The organism is Microcystis flos-aquae FACHB-1344 (assembly GCF_014698375.1).
Taxonomy (GTDB): Bacteria; Cyanobacteriota; Cyanobacteriia; order Cyanobacteriales; family Microcystaceae; genus Microcystis; species Microcystis aeruginosa.
This window is the reverse complement of record NZ_JACJSW010000150.1, coordinates 1-14,580: the sequence shown is the minus strand read 5'-3', so window position 1 is coordinate 14,580 and position 14,580 is coordinate 1. Positions and strand designations below refer to the sequence as shown.

General features: G+C 42.0%; 19 protein-coding genes. 11 read left to right on the top strand and 8 right to left on the bottom strand.

Annotated elements, in window-relative coordinates:
• The first annotated feature begins 167 nt into the window (after window positions 1-167).
• Both H6G48_RS13575 and H6G48_RS13570 read left to right on the top strand, forming a co-directional pair.
• On the top strand, window positions 168-533 hold the full coding sequence (locus tag H6G48_RS13575) for a phasin family protein (RefSeq protein ID WP_190722183.1): 366 nt from the start codon (window positions 168-170) through the stop codon (window positions 531-533).
• Between the two features lie 59 nt (window positions 534-592).
• A complete protein-coding gene (locus tag H6G48_RS13570; RefSeq protein WP_012266703.1) occupies window positions 593-973 on the top strand; it encodes a hypothetical protein in 381 nt (126 codons plus the stop codon).
• Between the two features lie 79 nt (window positions 974-1,052).
• Here the strand turns inward: H6G48_RS13570 and H6G48_RS13565 are convergent, their stop codons facing one another.
• Both H6G48_RS13565 and H6G48_RS13560 read right to left on the bottom strand, forming a co-directional pair.
• Entirely contained in the window at window positions 1,053-1,202 is a 150-nt protein-coding gene (locus H6G48_RS13565; RefSeq protein WP_002752187.1) for a hypothetical protein, read from the bottom strand.
• Between the two features lie 201 nt (window positions 1,203-1,403).
• Window positions 1,404-1,619, bottom strand: coding sequence for a hypothetical protein (locus tag H6G48_RS13560; RefSeq protein WP_242034639.1), 216 nt, complete (start codon window positions 1,617-1,619; stop codon window positions 1,404-1,406).
• A 28-nt stretch (window positions 1,620-1,647) separates the two neighbouring features.
• On the opposite strand from H6G48_RS13560, the gene H6G48_RS13555 reads away from it, so the two are divergent.
• Window positions 1,648-3,348, top strand: a complete 1,701-nt coding sequence (locus H6G48_RS13555) for a hypothetical protein (protein WP_190722201.1) — start codon at window positions 1,648-1,650, stop codon at window positions 3,346-3,348.
• A 725-nt stretch (window positions 3,349-4,073) separates the two neighbouring features.
• Here H6G48_RS13555 and H6G48_RS13550 read toward each other — a convergent pair.
• Together H6G48_RS13550 and H6G48_RS13545 are read right to left on the bottom strand one after the other, a co-directional pair.
• Complete coding sequence (locus H6G48_RS13550) at window positions 4,074-4,415, bottom strand: retron system putative HNH endonuclease (RefSeq protein WP_242034638.1); 342 nt, start codon at window positions 4,413-4,415, stop codon at window positions 4,074-4,076.
• Window positions 4,412-5,692 (bottom strand): AAA family ATPase, encoded by a 1,281-nt coding sequence (locus H6G48_RS13545; RefSeq protein WP_190722181.1) that lies wholly within the window; start codon window positions 5,690-5,692, stop codon window positions 4,412-4,414. Before H6G48_RS13545 ends, H6G48_RS13550 begins: the two co-directional genes overlap by 4 nt.
• 286 nt (window positions 5,693-5,978) lie before the next feature.
• Here H6G48_RS13545 and H6G48_RS13540 point away from each other — a divergent pair, with 286 nt between their 5' ends.
• Complete coding sequence (locus tag H6G48_RS13540) at window positions 5,979-7,169, top strand: class I SAM-dependent methyltransferase (protein WP_190722180.1); 1,191 nt, start codon at window positions 5,979-5,981, stop codon at window positions 7,167-7,169.
• Between the two features lie 228 nt (window positions 7,170-7,397).
• Here H6G48_RS13540 and H6G48_RS13535 read toward each other — a convergent pair whose 3' ends face one another.
• The 4 genes from H6G48_RS13535 to H6G48_RS13520 form a co-directional block, all read right to left on the bottom strand.
• Window positions 7,398-7,637 carry a DUF4327 family protein gene (locus H6G48_RS13535; protein WP_002738935.1) on the bottom strand — a complete coding sequence of 80 codons (240 nt, stop codon included), beginning with the start codon at window positions 7,635-7,637 and terminating at the stop codon, window positions 7,398-7,400.
• Between the two features lie 600 nt (window positions 7,638-8,237).
• Window positions 8,238-8,726: a diacylglycerol kinase family protein gene (locus H6G48_RS13530; RefSeq protein WP_190722179.1), complete on the bottom strand. Its 489-nt coding sequence runs from the start codon at window positions 8,724-8,726 to the stop codon at window positions 8,238-8,240.
• Window positions 8,727-8,754: 28 nt separating this feature from the next.
• A complete protein-coding gene (ybeY, locus tag H6G48_RS13525; protein ID WP_190722178.1) occupies window positions 8,755-9,267 on the bottom strand; it encodes an rRNA maturation RNase YbeY in 513 nt (170 codons plus the stop codon).
• A gap of 11 nt (window positions 9,268-9,278) precedes the next feature.
• Complete coding sequence (locus tag H6G48_RS13520) at window positions 9,279-9,464, bottom strand: DUF3285 domain-containing protein (protein ID WP_002752941.1); 186 nt, start codon at window positions 9,462-9,464, stop codon at window positions 9,279-9,281.
• Between the two features lie 273 nt (window positions 9,465-9,737).
• Here H6G48_RS13520 and H6G48_RS13515 point away from each other — a divergent pair, with 273 nt between their 5' ends.
• From H6G48_RS13515 to H6G48_RS13485, 7 genes are all read left to right on the top strand, one after another.
• The gene (locus H6G48_RS13515) at window positions 9,738-11,189 is read left to right on the top strand and encodes a RecQ family ATP-dependent DNA helicase (protein ID WP_190722177.1); all 1,452 of its coding nucleotides are present in this window, start codon (window positions 9,738-9,740) and stop codon (window positions 11,187-11,189) included.
• A gap of 964 nt (window positions 11,190-12,153) precedes the next feature.
• Complete coding sequence (locus tag H6G48_RS13510) at window positions 12,154-12,618, top strand: hypothetical protein (protein WP_190722176.1); 465 nt, start codon at window positions 12,154-12,156, stop codon at window positions 12,616-12,618.
• A gap of 185 nt (window positions 12,619-12,803) precedes the next feature.
• The gene (locus tag H6G48_RS26340) at window positions 12,804-12,854 is read left to right on the top strand and encodes a hypothetical protein (RefSeq protein ID WP_242034642.1); all 51 of its coding nucleotides are present in this window, start codon (window positions 12,804-12,806) and stop codon (window positions 12,852-12,854) included.
• 142 nt (window positions 12,855-12,996) lie between these two features.
• On the top strand, window positions 12,997-13,233 hold the full coding sequence (locus H6G48_RS13500; RefSeq protein WP_002763445.1) for a DUF4160 domain-containing protein: 237 nt from the start codon (window positions 12,997-12,999) through the stop codon (window positions 13,231-13,233).
• Window positions 13,214-13,522, top strand: a complete 309-nt coding sequence (locus H6G48_RS13495; RefSeq protein ID WP_002752921.1) for a DUF2442 domain-containing protein — start codon at window positions 13,214-13,216, stop codon at window positions 13,520-13,522. The genes H6G48_RS13500 and H6G48_RS13495 overlap by 20 nt, the downstream gene beginning before the upstream one ends.
• A gap of 529 nt (window positions 13,523-14,051) precedes the next feature.
• Window positions 14,052-14,282, top strand: a complete 231-nt coding sequence (locus H6G48_RS13490) for a DUF433 domain-containing protein (protein ID WP_045356105.1) — start codon at window positions 14,052-14,054, stop codon at window positions 14,280-14,282.
• Between the two features lie 3 nt (window positions 14,283-14,285).
• Complete coding sequence (locus tag H6G48_RS13485) at window positions 14,286-14,498, top strand: DUF5615 family PIN-like protein (protein ID WP_242034637.1); 213 nt, start codon at window positions 14,286-14,288, stop codon at window positions 14,496-14,498.
• Window positions 14,499-14,580: the final 82 nt, after the last annotated feature.

Below are 14,580 nucleotides of genomic sequence, written 5' to 3'. Positions count from 1 at the left end.
TTACCTCATCAGTTTTCAGTTCACTGATGGCTCTCTTGGATAGAGGTGCAAGCGTTCACTGATTACTGTTTACTGTTCACTGTTCACTGACTCCCAAAATCCATCTCCATTTGCGAGAAGGATCGTTTATTCTAGGAAGTAAGAGCGATCGATTCAGGATTTTTGCTATGGCCAACTTAGGTGATTTAGTCAAAAAAGCAGTTTATTTGGGCGTAGGCATTGCTACTTATGCCGCCGAAAAAGCTGAAGTAAATTTACAAGAATTAAGAAATCAAGCCCAAAAATTAGCCGATGAAATGATTTCTCGCGGCGAAATGACGACAGAAGAAGCGCGCAAATACGTTGATGAGTTGGTGAAACAGGCACAACAGCAAACGGTGGCAGCTAACGAATCTAATATTCCCCATGAACCCCGACGGATAGAAATTATTGAAGATGAGGAAGACACCAAAGCAGCCGATCCCAAAGTAGATGAATTGCGGCAACAGGTGGAACGTCTTCAGGAGGAATTACGGAAACTGCAACGGGATTAAAACCTAGATTTTAGCGACAAATAATTAATTATTACCAGACAAGGGATGCAAGTATAAACATGAACGATTGGCCGAAAGATTTTTGGGAAGTGATCGAAACTGTCGCACTGGGAATTGAAACTTTTTTCCAAGAAGTGACCCAAACTATCGAAGAAATCAATGAGGAAATTATCATCGATCTGGAACAGTTTATTCAAGAGGTTTTACCCCAAGAATTGGAAGAATTTTTTAACCTCGATGAGTCCCTATTTTCGGAATTAGATGAACCCTCGGATTTTACCCTCACTCCTAAGGTTAACCCCGATCCTAACACCCATCCTGCTTGTATCGGTTGCCGTAATTATCACGGTTATATCTACGGAGGTAATCTTCTCGTCTGCGGTTTCCATCCCTACGGTTGGGATAGTGATAGTTGTCCCGATTGGCAAGCAGAAGATTAATTATTTTTCTATAAAATCAGGTAGGGTTATTATCCCTACCCATAACTTTTATCTCAAAGCAATCATCCGTCATTTTTAGTTAAGAATTACCCTTGGGAGCATGGTAAGGTTCAGAATCAAAAGGCTGCATCCCCACATCGGGATACTCATCATTGTTGGGGCTAAAAATGCGAGCAAAAGCCTCCGTTAGGTACTGGACAAAATTGTGTAACGTATCCTTGATATTCATGGCTTTTCTCTCCGACTCTCGACAATAATCTCTGTTCAACTTCGGATCAGGTTGATTCACCCCTCCACCCCAATTATCTGGCCAGAATCTCATCAATTGTTGACTTTTGAAATAATTCTTGAATAATCTTCATAAGACTTTATATTTTTTCTTGTTGATCTAAACTTTTATAATAATTCTTGTATTTTTGTAAAGGAAAGATTATTCAATTAAATCGCTGAACAAATATTTGATTGTTGTCCAGAAAGGATAGTATTTTTGTTGATCATCTAAGCATAAATATCGATTGACAAAAACTTTTAATTGAGCGTTATCTATCTCCTCATCCAAAAAAGGCTCGATGGCTGCCTTACGAAGTTCTTGAATTTTGTTGAGGTTTAATCCCAACTTTTCGATAGTATTAAAAGATGGGGTCACTAAAATAGATTCAGGTAAATAGTTAATCGTGAATATAAGCTTTTTACAGTTGTTTTTTTTCGGGGCGATCTCGCTAACCCTAACTTTCACCCTCGGCTATGTTAGCCTGAGAGCGATCTCGCGCTTTACCGTCAAGGAATGTATAGCCCTTGCTGGTGCTTGGGGAATGGCTTTACAATCGGCGATCGCTTTCGTTAATTTTCTTTGTGGCTTTTCTGGAAGAACTTTTTTCCTGTTAGCGACGGCTGGTTTATTTATTATCTCTCTATGGTTACTGACGCGACAATTGTGGCAAGCGGAAGAAAGAGAAAACTGTAGATGGCTATACCTAGCGATCTTGTTCTGGCTCGTCCTGCTAGGGATGCAATTCTTCGTCGTGCTTTACAGTGGGGGATTTTACTACGGGGATTGGTGGATGCACTTCGATATCGCTCAAATTTTTTTGGGACTTCAGAAAACCGATACGGTTTACTTTGGAACTTATAATGTTACTTCTAGAACTCCTTTATTTAATCTATTTTCTAGTTATTATCTGGCACTTTTAGAAAATTCATTTGCGGTTTATCAAATTACCGCAATTTTACCAGGAGTATTCCTGACCCTCCTAATCCCTCTCTTTCTGCGTCCGTCGTTAATTCCGTTAGCCTTTTTCCTCGTGGCTTTCAGTCCCTATTTGAGTAATATAATCACCTACCCTTGGCCGAAGGTATTGGCCACGGTCTATATCTTAACCGGCATCTATTTCTATCTCGACTTGAGAAACAGTCCCCGCACAAGAGTCTATTCGCTTTCTGGGATTGGTTGTGGAGTTAGTTGGGGATTAGCTTTTCTCAGTCATCCTTCCGCTATACTCTATGTTATCGCCCCGATCATCGATAATCTCTGGGTAAATCGTAAAAATTTAGCTCTTGTAGTCCGTCAGTTATTTTTTCCATTAATCCTAATGATCGCCGTGTGTCTTCCCTGGTATTTATGGGGAATCTCTCACTTCGGTCTCGCTTCTATCTTCCAGACGGCAATGGGAACGACGGGGGGGGCGACCGCGAGCGTTAGAATTTCCGATGCTTTCAACAATGCGTGGTCTACCGTTTATCCCCTAGAACTTTCCGACGCCGTTCAAGATCGAATCCAGAAAGGCCCCGGAGAGGGGAGCGAGCTTTACATCTTACGCTATCGGCTGTGGAATTCATGGTTTCGCTTGTATTTTAGTGTTTTAGCCGGCTCTATAACGATAACCCTGAGCGCCGTCCTTCTGACGGTTTTCGGGAAACGAGTTTTGGGAAAAGTTAAGGGTAAACCTTTGTTTCCCAGATCATTTTTAGTATCGGTACTTGTGATCGGTTTTTTGGGAGGTTGTTTCCTGCAACCCGGATTTCATCGCGGGGGAATTATCGGCGAGAGTATGACTCCTATTGTGGTTCTGTTGCTCTTGATCGTTACCGAATATCTGGCCATGTTACCCGTGAGACTGAAACAGTTAATTCTCTTCACTATCGTGGGAGAGTTCGTTCTTTCTCGGGGGATTCACTTGTTATTTCTCGGTGCGGAAAAAACGGTAGTTTGGGATGGAAATGCCGATCTAAAAACTAACTATAGTTTACAATTCGCCCGGGATCTGATCGGTACTCCGATCGGCTTATTTATGGCGATAGTTGCTTTAATCATTTTTCTGGTGATCGGTTGGAAAACCGTATCGGGAGGCGGTGATCTTCGAGAATCCCTGGAATAACGATTTCCCTTGGCGGGCGATCAATTTTTTGCAAGCAGGATTAGCAATCAATAGAACTGCAAGTGAAATCAATCGAGTGACCGAAAAACCATTTTTATTTTGCTACTCCTTATCATTCTTGGGAGTTAATCGTACTATTAAAAACGGATTTAGTATCATACCCTATTGACAATGGGTTAATTGTGTGGGCATTTCAAGTGATACCAGTCAATCAGAATAGTTACGAACTCGACCCATTTGGTCGATTTTTGTTTAACAATTGAGATGGCAAATTCTCCTCAAATATGCCTGAATCGTCATCTGGGTAAGCAACTCACATAAAGTTCATTTTGTCAAGGATTTTTAAGATACCCTTACCCTGTCTGTTAGGTACTGGACAACATTCTGTAACGTATCCTTGATATTCATTGCTTTTATCTCGGACTCTCGACAATAATCTCTGTTCAACTTCGGATAAGGTTGATCTACCACCCCAATTATCTGGACAGAATCTCATCAATTGTTGACTTTTGAGATAATTCTTGAATAATCTTCATAAGACTTTATATTTTTTCTGGTTTATCTAAACTTTTATAATAATTCTTGTATTTTTGTCAAGGAAAAATTATTCAATTAAATCGCTGAACAAATATTTGATTGTTGTCCAGAAAGGATAGTATTTTTGTTGATCATCTAAGCATAAATATCCATTGACAAGAACTTTTAATTGAGCATTATCTATCTCCTCATCCAAAAAAGGTTCGATGGCTTTTATTTTTTAGATTACCACAGTGCCGAGGTTCACCAGACTTAAGATTTGCCTGACAGGAACATAGCAAATTGGCATAATCTAGGGGATCAACAGTGGGATCACTTTGAGGTTTAAAATGTTCTATATGGCATTTACCATCAATCAATCGATTTTCACAATAACAACATATTTCCCCCTGTTCTGTCATCAACGCTTTAATTAGTATTTCTTTTGGTTTTCCCGCTAAATTTCTAAAGTCGGGCTGCCAATCTGAGTTAGCTTGCTCTTTCCAATTCTTAAACTCCGGTGGTTCTTGTCTTTTTCTAATATACTTCATTTTCCGATAATTTCCTTGCGTCGAATAATAACTTCAGCTTTAATTAATTCTGGATCATTTTGAATTTTAGCTCTGAGATCATTGATTTTCTTTTTAGCTGCCTCTAATTGATTTTGAGAAATTTGTTCATAGATATCTTTCAAAGCTTCAGCGATTTCCTTGGGACGGGTTGTCTCTAATCCCATCAAATCTTCCAAAATTCGATCAACATTTTTGCCGTAGGACTCTTGCACGGGATGAACTTTTATTCCCATTTCTGTTTGTTCCATGAAGTGTAAACTTTCTGGTTGAACATGAGTGATAATATTAGGAGAATGGGTGGAAATAAAAAATTGACAGTTAGAAAAAACTTCTAGTAATTTAGGTACTACAAATCTTTGCCATTGAGGATGTAAATGTAAATCAATTTCGTCAATGATAATAACACCATTACCCGTTAAGGGATCAGGATTTTGAGGATTAGCAATCGCCATTCTTCGAGCTAAATCTCCCAGCATAGCAATCAGACATTTTTCTCCATCAGAAAGTTGATTAACAGTAACTATTTCATTCTTTTTTGTTACTTCCATTCTCAAGGGATTACGACGGACGCTAAGATTAGTAAAATCGGGTAGAAAACGTTCGATCGTTTCCCGAACCGCTTCCAATTGGGGATCGGGAAAACAAAAACCTTCTGGTTTAATTAGATAATCCTGATATTTTCTATTTTCATTTTCTAAATCTTCGCGCTCGCGAAACCATTCAAAAAAAGTGCGAAAATCTGCTCCACTGGTTAAAGCATTTTCGTAGGCACTTAGAGAATCAAATTGATGTTTTGTTTTAATTTTTAAGGGTATATCCAGCACTGCTCGATTAACAGAATAATAAACAAATAAAGGTAAGTTAATTTGTCCTTGATGATCAGTAATTTGTCGTTGTATTTGTTGAGTGTATTCATTTAATTGGCTAAAATTACTCCGTTCTCCAGCGTGGATATATCCAGTCCTAGTTTTTACTATTTTCCAAGTAATCTCTTGACTATCTTCCGTCACCCCAGTGATTTCAATTATAGCCGTCCCCTGACCATTATTAATCTCGGTTTTGCTAATCTGTTGTCCACTGGCATTAGTATTTTTTAGGCGATTAACTAACCATGAAAGCATAATAGCCAAACTGTCTAAAATGGTGGATTTTCCAGCACCATTAACTCCTATAAATACGTTTAATTGCCGATGAAAGTCGATGTTTAAACTGACTGCACCTCGATAATTAATAAGCTTTATAGACTTAATTCTCATGGTTTTTTGTATCGGCAAGAGCTGCTTATATTTGAGATAATTGTTAGAGAATGACTCTCGAATAATTGCCAGTAAAACTTAGATAGGGTTAAGAGACAGTAGGACAAGGAATAGAAAAAAATATCGACCAAAGAAATAATATCTAGTTTTGGCACAGAACCGGATAGTCATAATGATTATTTATCATTTACCCTCGACTAACTCAAAAAAACCCCGGCTGACTTTCCCGATCGCTGCCGTCTGTGAGACAATCGATCGAGTGTTATCCTAAACTCTGGCAATTTTCATGTCCGACGACGCTACTATTCGCACTGCTGTACAACGTCTCTACAATACCTATCCTTTCCCCCCCGAACCGCTCCTAGACGAACCTCCTCCGGGTTACAATTGGCGCTGGAATTGGATTGCTGCCTATAACTTTTGTTGTCATCGTAAACCCGAACGAGAGGATATCCGCATTCTCGATGCAGGTTGTGGTACTGGTGCGGGAACTGAATATCTGCTTGCGCTCAACCCTTTTGCTAATATAGTCGCTATAGATATCAGTGAAAAAGCCCTAGAAATTGCCAAAGAACGCTGTAATCGTTCGGGAGTTGCGACAAAGCACCGAGGTTCTCTGGATTTTCACCATTTACCCCTTGAATCGGCCACTAATCTCCCCGGAGAATTTGATTTAATTAACTGCGTCGGGGTGCTGCACCATCTCCCGGACCCGATTAAAGGGATTCAATCCCTCGCGCAAAAACTGGCCCCCGGTGGTCTGCTGCACATTTTCGTCTATGCACAATTGGGACGCTGGGAAATCCAGTTAATGCAATCTGCGATCGCACTTTTGCAGGGAGACCGACGCGGGGATTATAAAGATGGGGTCGCTGTCGGCCGAGAGATTTTTGCCTCTCTACCAGAAAATAATCGCATTTTGAAACGGGAAAAAGAGCGTTGGTCAATGGAAAATCATCGCGATGAGTCCTTCGCTGATATGTACGTTCACCCCCGGGAAGTGGACTACAATATCGATACCCTCTTTCAACTGATTGATGCGTCAGGATTAGCCTTTATTGGCTTTTCTAACCCTTCCTACTGGCAATTAGACCGTTTATTGGGTAAATCCCCCGAATTGATGGCTAGAGCGCAAAATTTAGGGGAAAGGGAACGTTATCGCTTGACGGAATTATTAGACCCGGAAATCACCCACTATGAATTTTTCCTCGCTAAACCACCGATTTTGACTGCCGATTGGTCCGGGGATCAAGTCCTCGAGAATGCAGTGGCCGAAGTTCATCCCTGTCTTTACGGTTGGCCTAGTGCAAGTGTTCTAGATTACGATTATCGGCCGGTTAATCTCTCGGAGACAGAATTTGCTTTTTTACAAGCTTGTGATGGTCGTTTAACCGTGGGAGAAATCGACGCTCAAGTTGCTTTAGGATTAACTGCTGTGCGTTCTTTACAACAGCGCCAACTACTGATTTTAAGTTAGGGAAAATTTGGGGATGTTAGAGATAGCGTCCCTTGGCAATGGGTAACTTGTGAACTAACTTGGCTAAATCTTACAAAAACTTCTTTTTTCTCAACAATTATCCCCCTCCTATCCCCATAGTTTCAGCCCCAGAATTAACCGGGGCTGAATTATAATAGTTTAAGAAAGTGGACAAGGCTGCTAAATTTCTGATCAGTCCGATTTTTGCCCATCGGCAAACGGGAGAATTTAATCATTATCCCAAGATTCCGAGGCGATTAAGTCACCAATTTGATCTCTGAGAAGGTAGTCACATCGTTCTAGTTCACATTCAACACAAACCCACTCCCGGGGGGGAATGAACTGACAGAGAGTGTAGATCGGTTGGTGTCTGCTCACTACCCCCTGTTCTACCATCTGACGGACTTCGTCCTTAATCATCCTGATAGAGTAAGCGGTGGGAGCGGTGGAGAAAGTTATGGCACTCATGGGAGATTTCCTGCAAGATCTACAAAAGAAGTCTTATCACTAACTATAGTCTAACCTATAGGGGGACAAAAGAGATTTTTTGCTGTATCGACGATTACAATTTTTTATATATAGCGAAACCCTCTCCCCGCGCCAGTTTAGGCTTAGGTTAAGAAAAGTTAAATTGATCGGCTAAAAGCTGTCGAGTCCCCTTATACCGAATCAGTGATCAGTCATCGGTGATCAGTTATCAGTTAAGCTGTTGACTATCTAGAGTTGGCTGAATAAATGTGAAATGTATGCAAGGTAAGGGTTTTGGGGATTTTCTTGCGAAACAGGTGCAAGATTTTGAGAGAATCGTGGTTCAAAACCTTGCATCTTCATCGGCCCGCGTCCTGTAGGGGCGAAGCATTCGGGCAATAACCTATCGGTGAAACCGGAGATTTTCTATCCGAATGCTTCGCCCGTACTTTTTGCCGCAAACCCTATCTAAATTACTGGTTAGGACTGCACCGGAGTGCCGGAGTTGGCAGCAGGGAGGATAAGTGAGATCGCTTGTACTTAATTTTTTCCTACGCAGTTTAAATTCAGTACAGCTGATCACTGAAAAAAGCTTCCCACTTAAACTAATAAATGGGGAATAAAAATAAAAGCCGCTACGAGTAAAGCGGCGATCGAGGCGATTAAAACGGCACCAGCGGCACAATCTTTCGCTATTTTGGCTAAATCATGGTAGGATTGCCCCACCGTCAGGTCCACCACTGATTCTAGAGCAGTGTTAATTAATTCTAAGACCATCACCAGAGCGCAGGTAAGGGAGACAATCGCCATTTCCAGGGCATTAACCCGCAAAAATAAGCCCCAACTAACCGCTACTAGGGTAATCAGGGTGTGAATGCGAAAATTTCTTTGACTGACAAAAGCATAACAGACTCCCGCCCAAGCGTAGCGAAAACTGACTAATAGATTCGAGGCGACTTGCCAAGCGTATTCTCTTTGAGTCGAATTGTTGCCCTCACTCACCTGTCCCGATCGAGGGATAAAATTATTGTTGAGATAGGGATTAGGTATGCTGGCAGATTGGTTGGCTTGATGATAATTTGTCTTCATATTCCTCAATAATGCTTGACAAAAATAACTAACTATGTATCGGCATTTCGACGGTTTTTAACAAAGTTTCCTGTAAAGATAGCATTTCTAACAGACTTGTTTCATCGGGATGGTCCCAACCCAAAAGATGTAAACAAGCGTGGGCAGTTAACCAGGCCAATTCTCGCGCCAAAGGATGATTTTGTCTTAAAGCCTGTTGTTGTGCTGTCTCCACAGAGATGATAATATCCCCCAAATATAAAGGTTCTGTCTCTAAAATGCGCTCATCGACTGGGAAATCCACTTCCAGAGTGGCAAAAGCGAGAACATCCGTCGGTTGATCTTTGTGGCGATATTGGCAATTATAGGTCTGAATTTCTCGATCGTCTGTTAAGCGCAAACTTAGTTCATAACCGGCGGCAACAGGGAGATAATCCGATAGATAGCCTAACCATGTCTCCAACCAATAGTGCCAAGTTTCCCCATCCACAGGACTATTTCCGGGATCAAAATAATTATCCTGTAGGCATAAATCCACCCCTAGGGGCAAAGTCTCACTCACCAGATTTCATCCTAGGGACGCGTCAGATAGGAAATACCGACAAAAAAGCCTAATAGGGCTGCTGTAGTCAAAAAAAAGTGTTTTAACGAGACGCCTTTTTTCTTGACCATATTCCGCATCGCCAGCTTGACGTAACTGGGTTGCGCTTCGGTGGCGGTTTCTACTGCGGGGTCAGTGGTGCTAACAGGTTCAGTCATCAGTAATTCCCCAGACAAGGATTGATCGCTATAAGTGTAACAGATTATTAAAAAAGTGCAAAAAAAATTAAAGTTTGAGGAAAAACTGTTCCCCGTCCGGGATAGTCAAAGTGGTCACTGCGTGCGCGTTGCGGGGGGTTTTGGGGTGTTAGGGTTTTAGGGTTTTAGTTCAATTTCCCCACTTCCCCACTTCCCCACTTCCCCACACCCCACACCCTACACCCCACACCCCACACCCCACACCCTAAACCCCACTTCCCCAGCAGTCTAACCATGTCTTCCCACGATACCGAAAGCATCCAGACTATTTTTCAAAAAATTTGGGGCTATGATAGCTTTCGCTTTCCCCAACAGGAGATTATCGAGACAATTCTAGCGGCAAAAGATGCCCTGATTGTTATGCCCACGGGATTCGGTAAATCTATCTGTTTTCAATTGCCCGCTTTATTAAAAACCGGCTTAACCCTAGTGATTTCTCCCCTGGTTGCCCTGATGGAAAATCAGGTGGAGGAATTATTAGCCAAAAAACTACCCGTCGCCCTGATTCATCACGAAATCCCCCGACAACAGAGAAAGAAAACCTTAGCATCGATCGCAGATCAAACCCTGCGACTTCTCTATCTTTCCCCAGAAACCCTCTTAAGTCCGCCCCTCTGGTCAAAATTAACCCTTCCCCACGTTAAAATTAACGCTCTCATCCTCGACGAAGCCCATTGTTTAACCCAGTGGGGCGATAATTTTCGTCCTGCCTACCGTCGTCTTGGGGCTGTCCGTCCCGCTCTTCTGCAATCAAAACCGGCCGGCAGCCAAATAGCGATCGCTGCTTTTACCGCCACCGCTAACCCCGCCACCCGTGAGACTCTCACCCGCGTCTTACAACTAGAAAAACCACAGCTTTTCTTAATAAATCCTTACCGTCAAAACCTTGACTTAAGCACCAAAATATGTATTAGCCCCGGTTGTCGTCGTCATCAACTATTAAACTTCCTCACCGGTCAACCTCGACAATCCGGCCTGATCTATACTCGTTCCCGTCGCCATAGTGAAAATTTAGCGACATGGTTGCAATCTCTCCATTATCGCACCAGTGCCTACCATGCGGGTTTATCGCCCTTTCAGCGTCGGGAAATAGAACAAAATTGGCTGCGGGGGGATTTAACTTTTGTTGTCTGTACCTCAGCTTTTGGCATGGGTATCAATAAACCCGATGTGCGTTGGGTTGTCCACTACCAACCCCCAGCTTTACTATCGGAATACCTACAGGAAATCGGCCGCGGTGGTCGCGATGGCGGCAAAATGCAGGCTCTCACCTTAATTAGTGAACCGACGGGATGGTTAGATAATAGCGATAAAAACCAGCAAAAATTCTTTAACTCCCAACAGGAACGCCAATACCGACAAGCTTGGCAAATTTTAGCCCAAATTCCCCTAGAGGGCAAAGTAGAGGCGATTAGTGCCGAATTTCCCGATGGTGCGCTCATTCTCTCCCTTTTACACAGTCTCGATCGCCTAGAATGGCTCGATCCTTTTCATTATCGGCTTATTTATCGCCATAATTCCGCCAAGATGACTTTTAAACCCAAAAATGAGATGTTTCCCTACCTCTATACCCGTCGCTGTCGTTGGCACTTTCTCTTAAATGCCTTTGGGTTTCAGGAAAATGCCGATAATTTTCGCTGTGGTCATTGCGATAATTGTCGTCGCAATCGACCTCTGGTAAGCTAGGGAGCGCCAGAGCCGGGAGAACAGAGCATTTGTACTAAATTTTTTATGTCTTTTTTCTCCTCCTGTCTGGGATTCTCCTCACTTAAGGTCAGATTTTTGATTTTTGCAGGAGATCTATAGCGGTTTTCACAGAAGTTAGTCCCGATTGAATCTATCAAGGGATTTACCATACCTTACCCGAAATAATAGTGAAATTTTGTGACAAAGTGCAGCCAGATATAAGAATCTTTGCTAGATTTCTAGAAGGCTTCTATGATAAGTTTCCTTAAAGGAGATTGTTTGCAGTAAGCTAATCTGGCTAACACGCTTTTGGGCGTGATATAGGGGAAAGTTCTGGCGATTGCGCCTAAATGGGGTTATATGCCGAAAGATTTTTAAAAAAATGTGTATTTGGCGCGAGATATGGAAAGTTTCCGTATATTGTGCAGTTATGACGACGATACTCTTGTAGGTTTGGTTGAGGAACGAAACCCAACCAATAACCCATGATGTGACTAGGTTATAATTGGGAGCATCCCAGTCATGTAATGAGTATAAATGCTCAGAAGGGTAAGAAGGCTTTTGTAGTAACGATTCTGGTTCCAATCACACAATTTAGAGAACCGTTGAAAATCTATGAACTCCCGAAAAGGCTTGCCATATAAGTATTTTGCGCCTAAGTATAATTGCTTATTGCAAAAGTGGGATGCTCCAGTTATAATTCCTGTGAAGATGTGGGAACTGAAAGTGTGATCGCACTTCTTGTGGGCTGCATTAACGAAGTGTAATAGACCATTTTTATCATCAATTCGGTGGGTTACGCTGTCGCTAACCCACCCTACAGCGCTTTTTTAAACTAAATTTGATTAAGACTTAATTAAGAAAAGTAGATTCAGATGGGGAGTAGGAAGGAGTTGATATTTATCCGTGATGTGCGCTATCATAACTTAATTTAGATATTGTACAAAAACATAGGAGGAAATTGGTGAAAGTTACAAATTTAATTCTAGCGTCTTCTATTTTAATATTGACTAATATGTTGAGTTCTCCTGCGATTGCACAGACCAAGTTGTTCAAGATGACTTGTGTTAAATCAGGAAGGGTCTTTTTTGAAGAGAGTAATGTCTCAATAGCAAGGCAGCTATTCAAGTCTATTATGTACATGATTTATGATACGGCAACAATAACATGTGATTTAACTTCTTCTGGCCAAAGATTCTCCCAGCTTGATCTGGCTTTTGGAATATCTGATGGTGAGCGTTGTCGTTTTTCCCAGTTCGTTTCACTATACTTAGATGGAAAAAATGTAGGAAACTTTGAGCTAAACTCAGGAATTTTAAAAACAACCCGATTAAATATTGCTGGCAAGAGAAGTTTTTTTCTTGCATTTCAAGGAGCAAACTGTGCTGCAAGTGGGGCGGTTCATTTTGTAAATGCAACTTTACGCTAATACAAGTGCGATCGCCGATCTTGCAGTGCGATCGCCGATCTTGTAGGGTGCGTTCCCTAATGTGACTCCTACTGCTCCACCGATCGATTTTTGGGGAACGCACCATGCACATTGATTGAAGCTGTGGGTTTAAGTGCGATGCTGCTCCTCCCGCCACCACCCCAGAACCCTCTGCCCTCGTCGGACTGGGGGCTGTCGTAGCTCTGGGAGTTGGCTTCAAGCGCCGCCGCGCCTAGGCAGACAAAAACTCAGCTTTAATTGAAGGTATTACAACAGGATATCTGCAAGGGTCTCTTTTTTTGTGGGTAATTGTGAATTAGAGAAATTGACATATAATAAGAGCATAGAGCTAAATATACCTTTAAAATAGCTTTTCTCATGCCTACCGTCCTTCAAGTTGGGCCTTACAGTTTTATATTTTTCAGTTCAGATCAACGAGAGCCAGCCCATATCCATGTCAAACGCGATCGCAAACTCGCTAAATATTGGCTTGATCCCATTACCTTAGAGAAAAACCGAGGATTCAAAGAACATGAATTAAACCAGATTGCTAAACTAATAACAGAACATCAACCCGCAATCCTAACCGCATGGCATGATTACTTTGACCCTTGAAACCGAGCCAATTGCCCATCAAGTGACCCTAACCGACGATAAATTAATAATCGACCTAGCCGACGGTCGCAGCATCACCGTTCCGCTAACATGGTACCCTCGTTTACTGCACGCCTCCCCCGCCGAGCGTCAAAATTGGCAACTCTTAGCGGATGGATGTGCTATCGAATGGCTCGATCTAGATGAGCATATTGGTATCGAAGGACTATTAGCTGGTCGGCGCAGTAGCGAGAGTTCACGCTCCCTGAATCGATGGTTAACAACTCGCAGACAAACTGTAACCGAGTAAATGGGGACAATGTTTCTGTTGTGCCACCCAAACTCCTCCATTCTTGCCCTGTAATTTATATCAAAATTTACTTAAAGGGACTTGCGCTTTGATAATGTACCTTTTGGGCGAACGCAGTTCGCCCCTACATTGTGGCCCACATTCCGCACCCGAAAGTGTCACATTGAAAATTTTATCTAAATCGTCAAAACGATTGCCGGCTCTGAATTACAGGCTAATTTGTTAGCCCAGCAGATGCACAATTAGCCCTAAAAATCTGATAGCTCCGATACCAAATTATTGAGATAAACTCTTATTAAGCTGGCGATCGCTGACTAGAGTGTGACACTTCATAATTCTTAGTGCGATCGCCGATCTTGTAGGGTGCGTTCCCTAATGTGGCTCCTACTGCTCCACCGATCGATTTTTGGGGAACGCACCATGCACATTGATTGAAGTTGTGATACCAAATCCTGTTATAATAAAACGAGATATAGGGTGCGTCCCATGCAGCCTTTACCTTTTTGAAAACACTTTCAATAATGTAGCTATGGACTGGGAAACTCGAATTACACTAAATCCCGATATTTTGGTGGGAAAACCTATCATTAAAGGAACAAGGATTGCGGTTGAATTTATCATCGATCTTCTCGCCCAAGGTTGGGGTATTGATGAAATTCTGCGAAACTACCCAGGTATTACAGTAGAAGATATTCAAGCTTGTCTTAGCTATGCTAGTGTAATGCTCAAATCTGAGAAAGTCTATGCTATTCCTGCTTAACTGATGCGTTTTCTAGCGAACGAAAATTTCCCCCTTGATGCGGTTGAAGCCCTACGACAAAATGGCCATGATGTACTGTGGATTAGGGTGGAATCCCCCGGAATCTCGGACCGTGAAGTTTTAAGTCGCGCCCAAGCAGAAAATCGTATTCTCTTGACATTTGATAAAGATTTTGGAGCAGAAATGTTGAATCTCGTAACAAAACTTTACATTTAAGAACATGACAACCCCAGAACGCCATTTTTCAGATTGAATAGACAATTTTCCTAAACCAGTGTACATAGCTGATATGTTGACA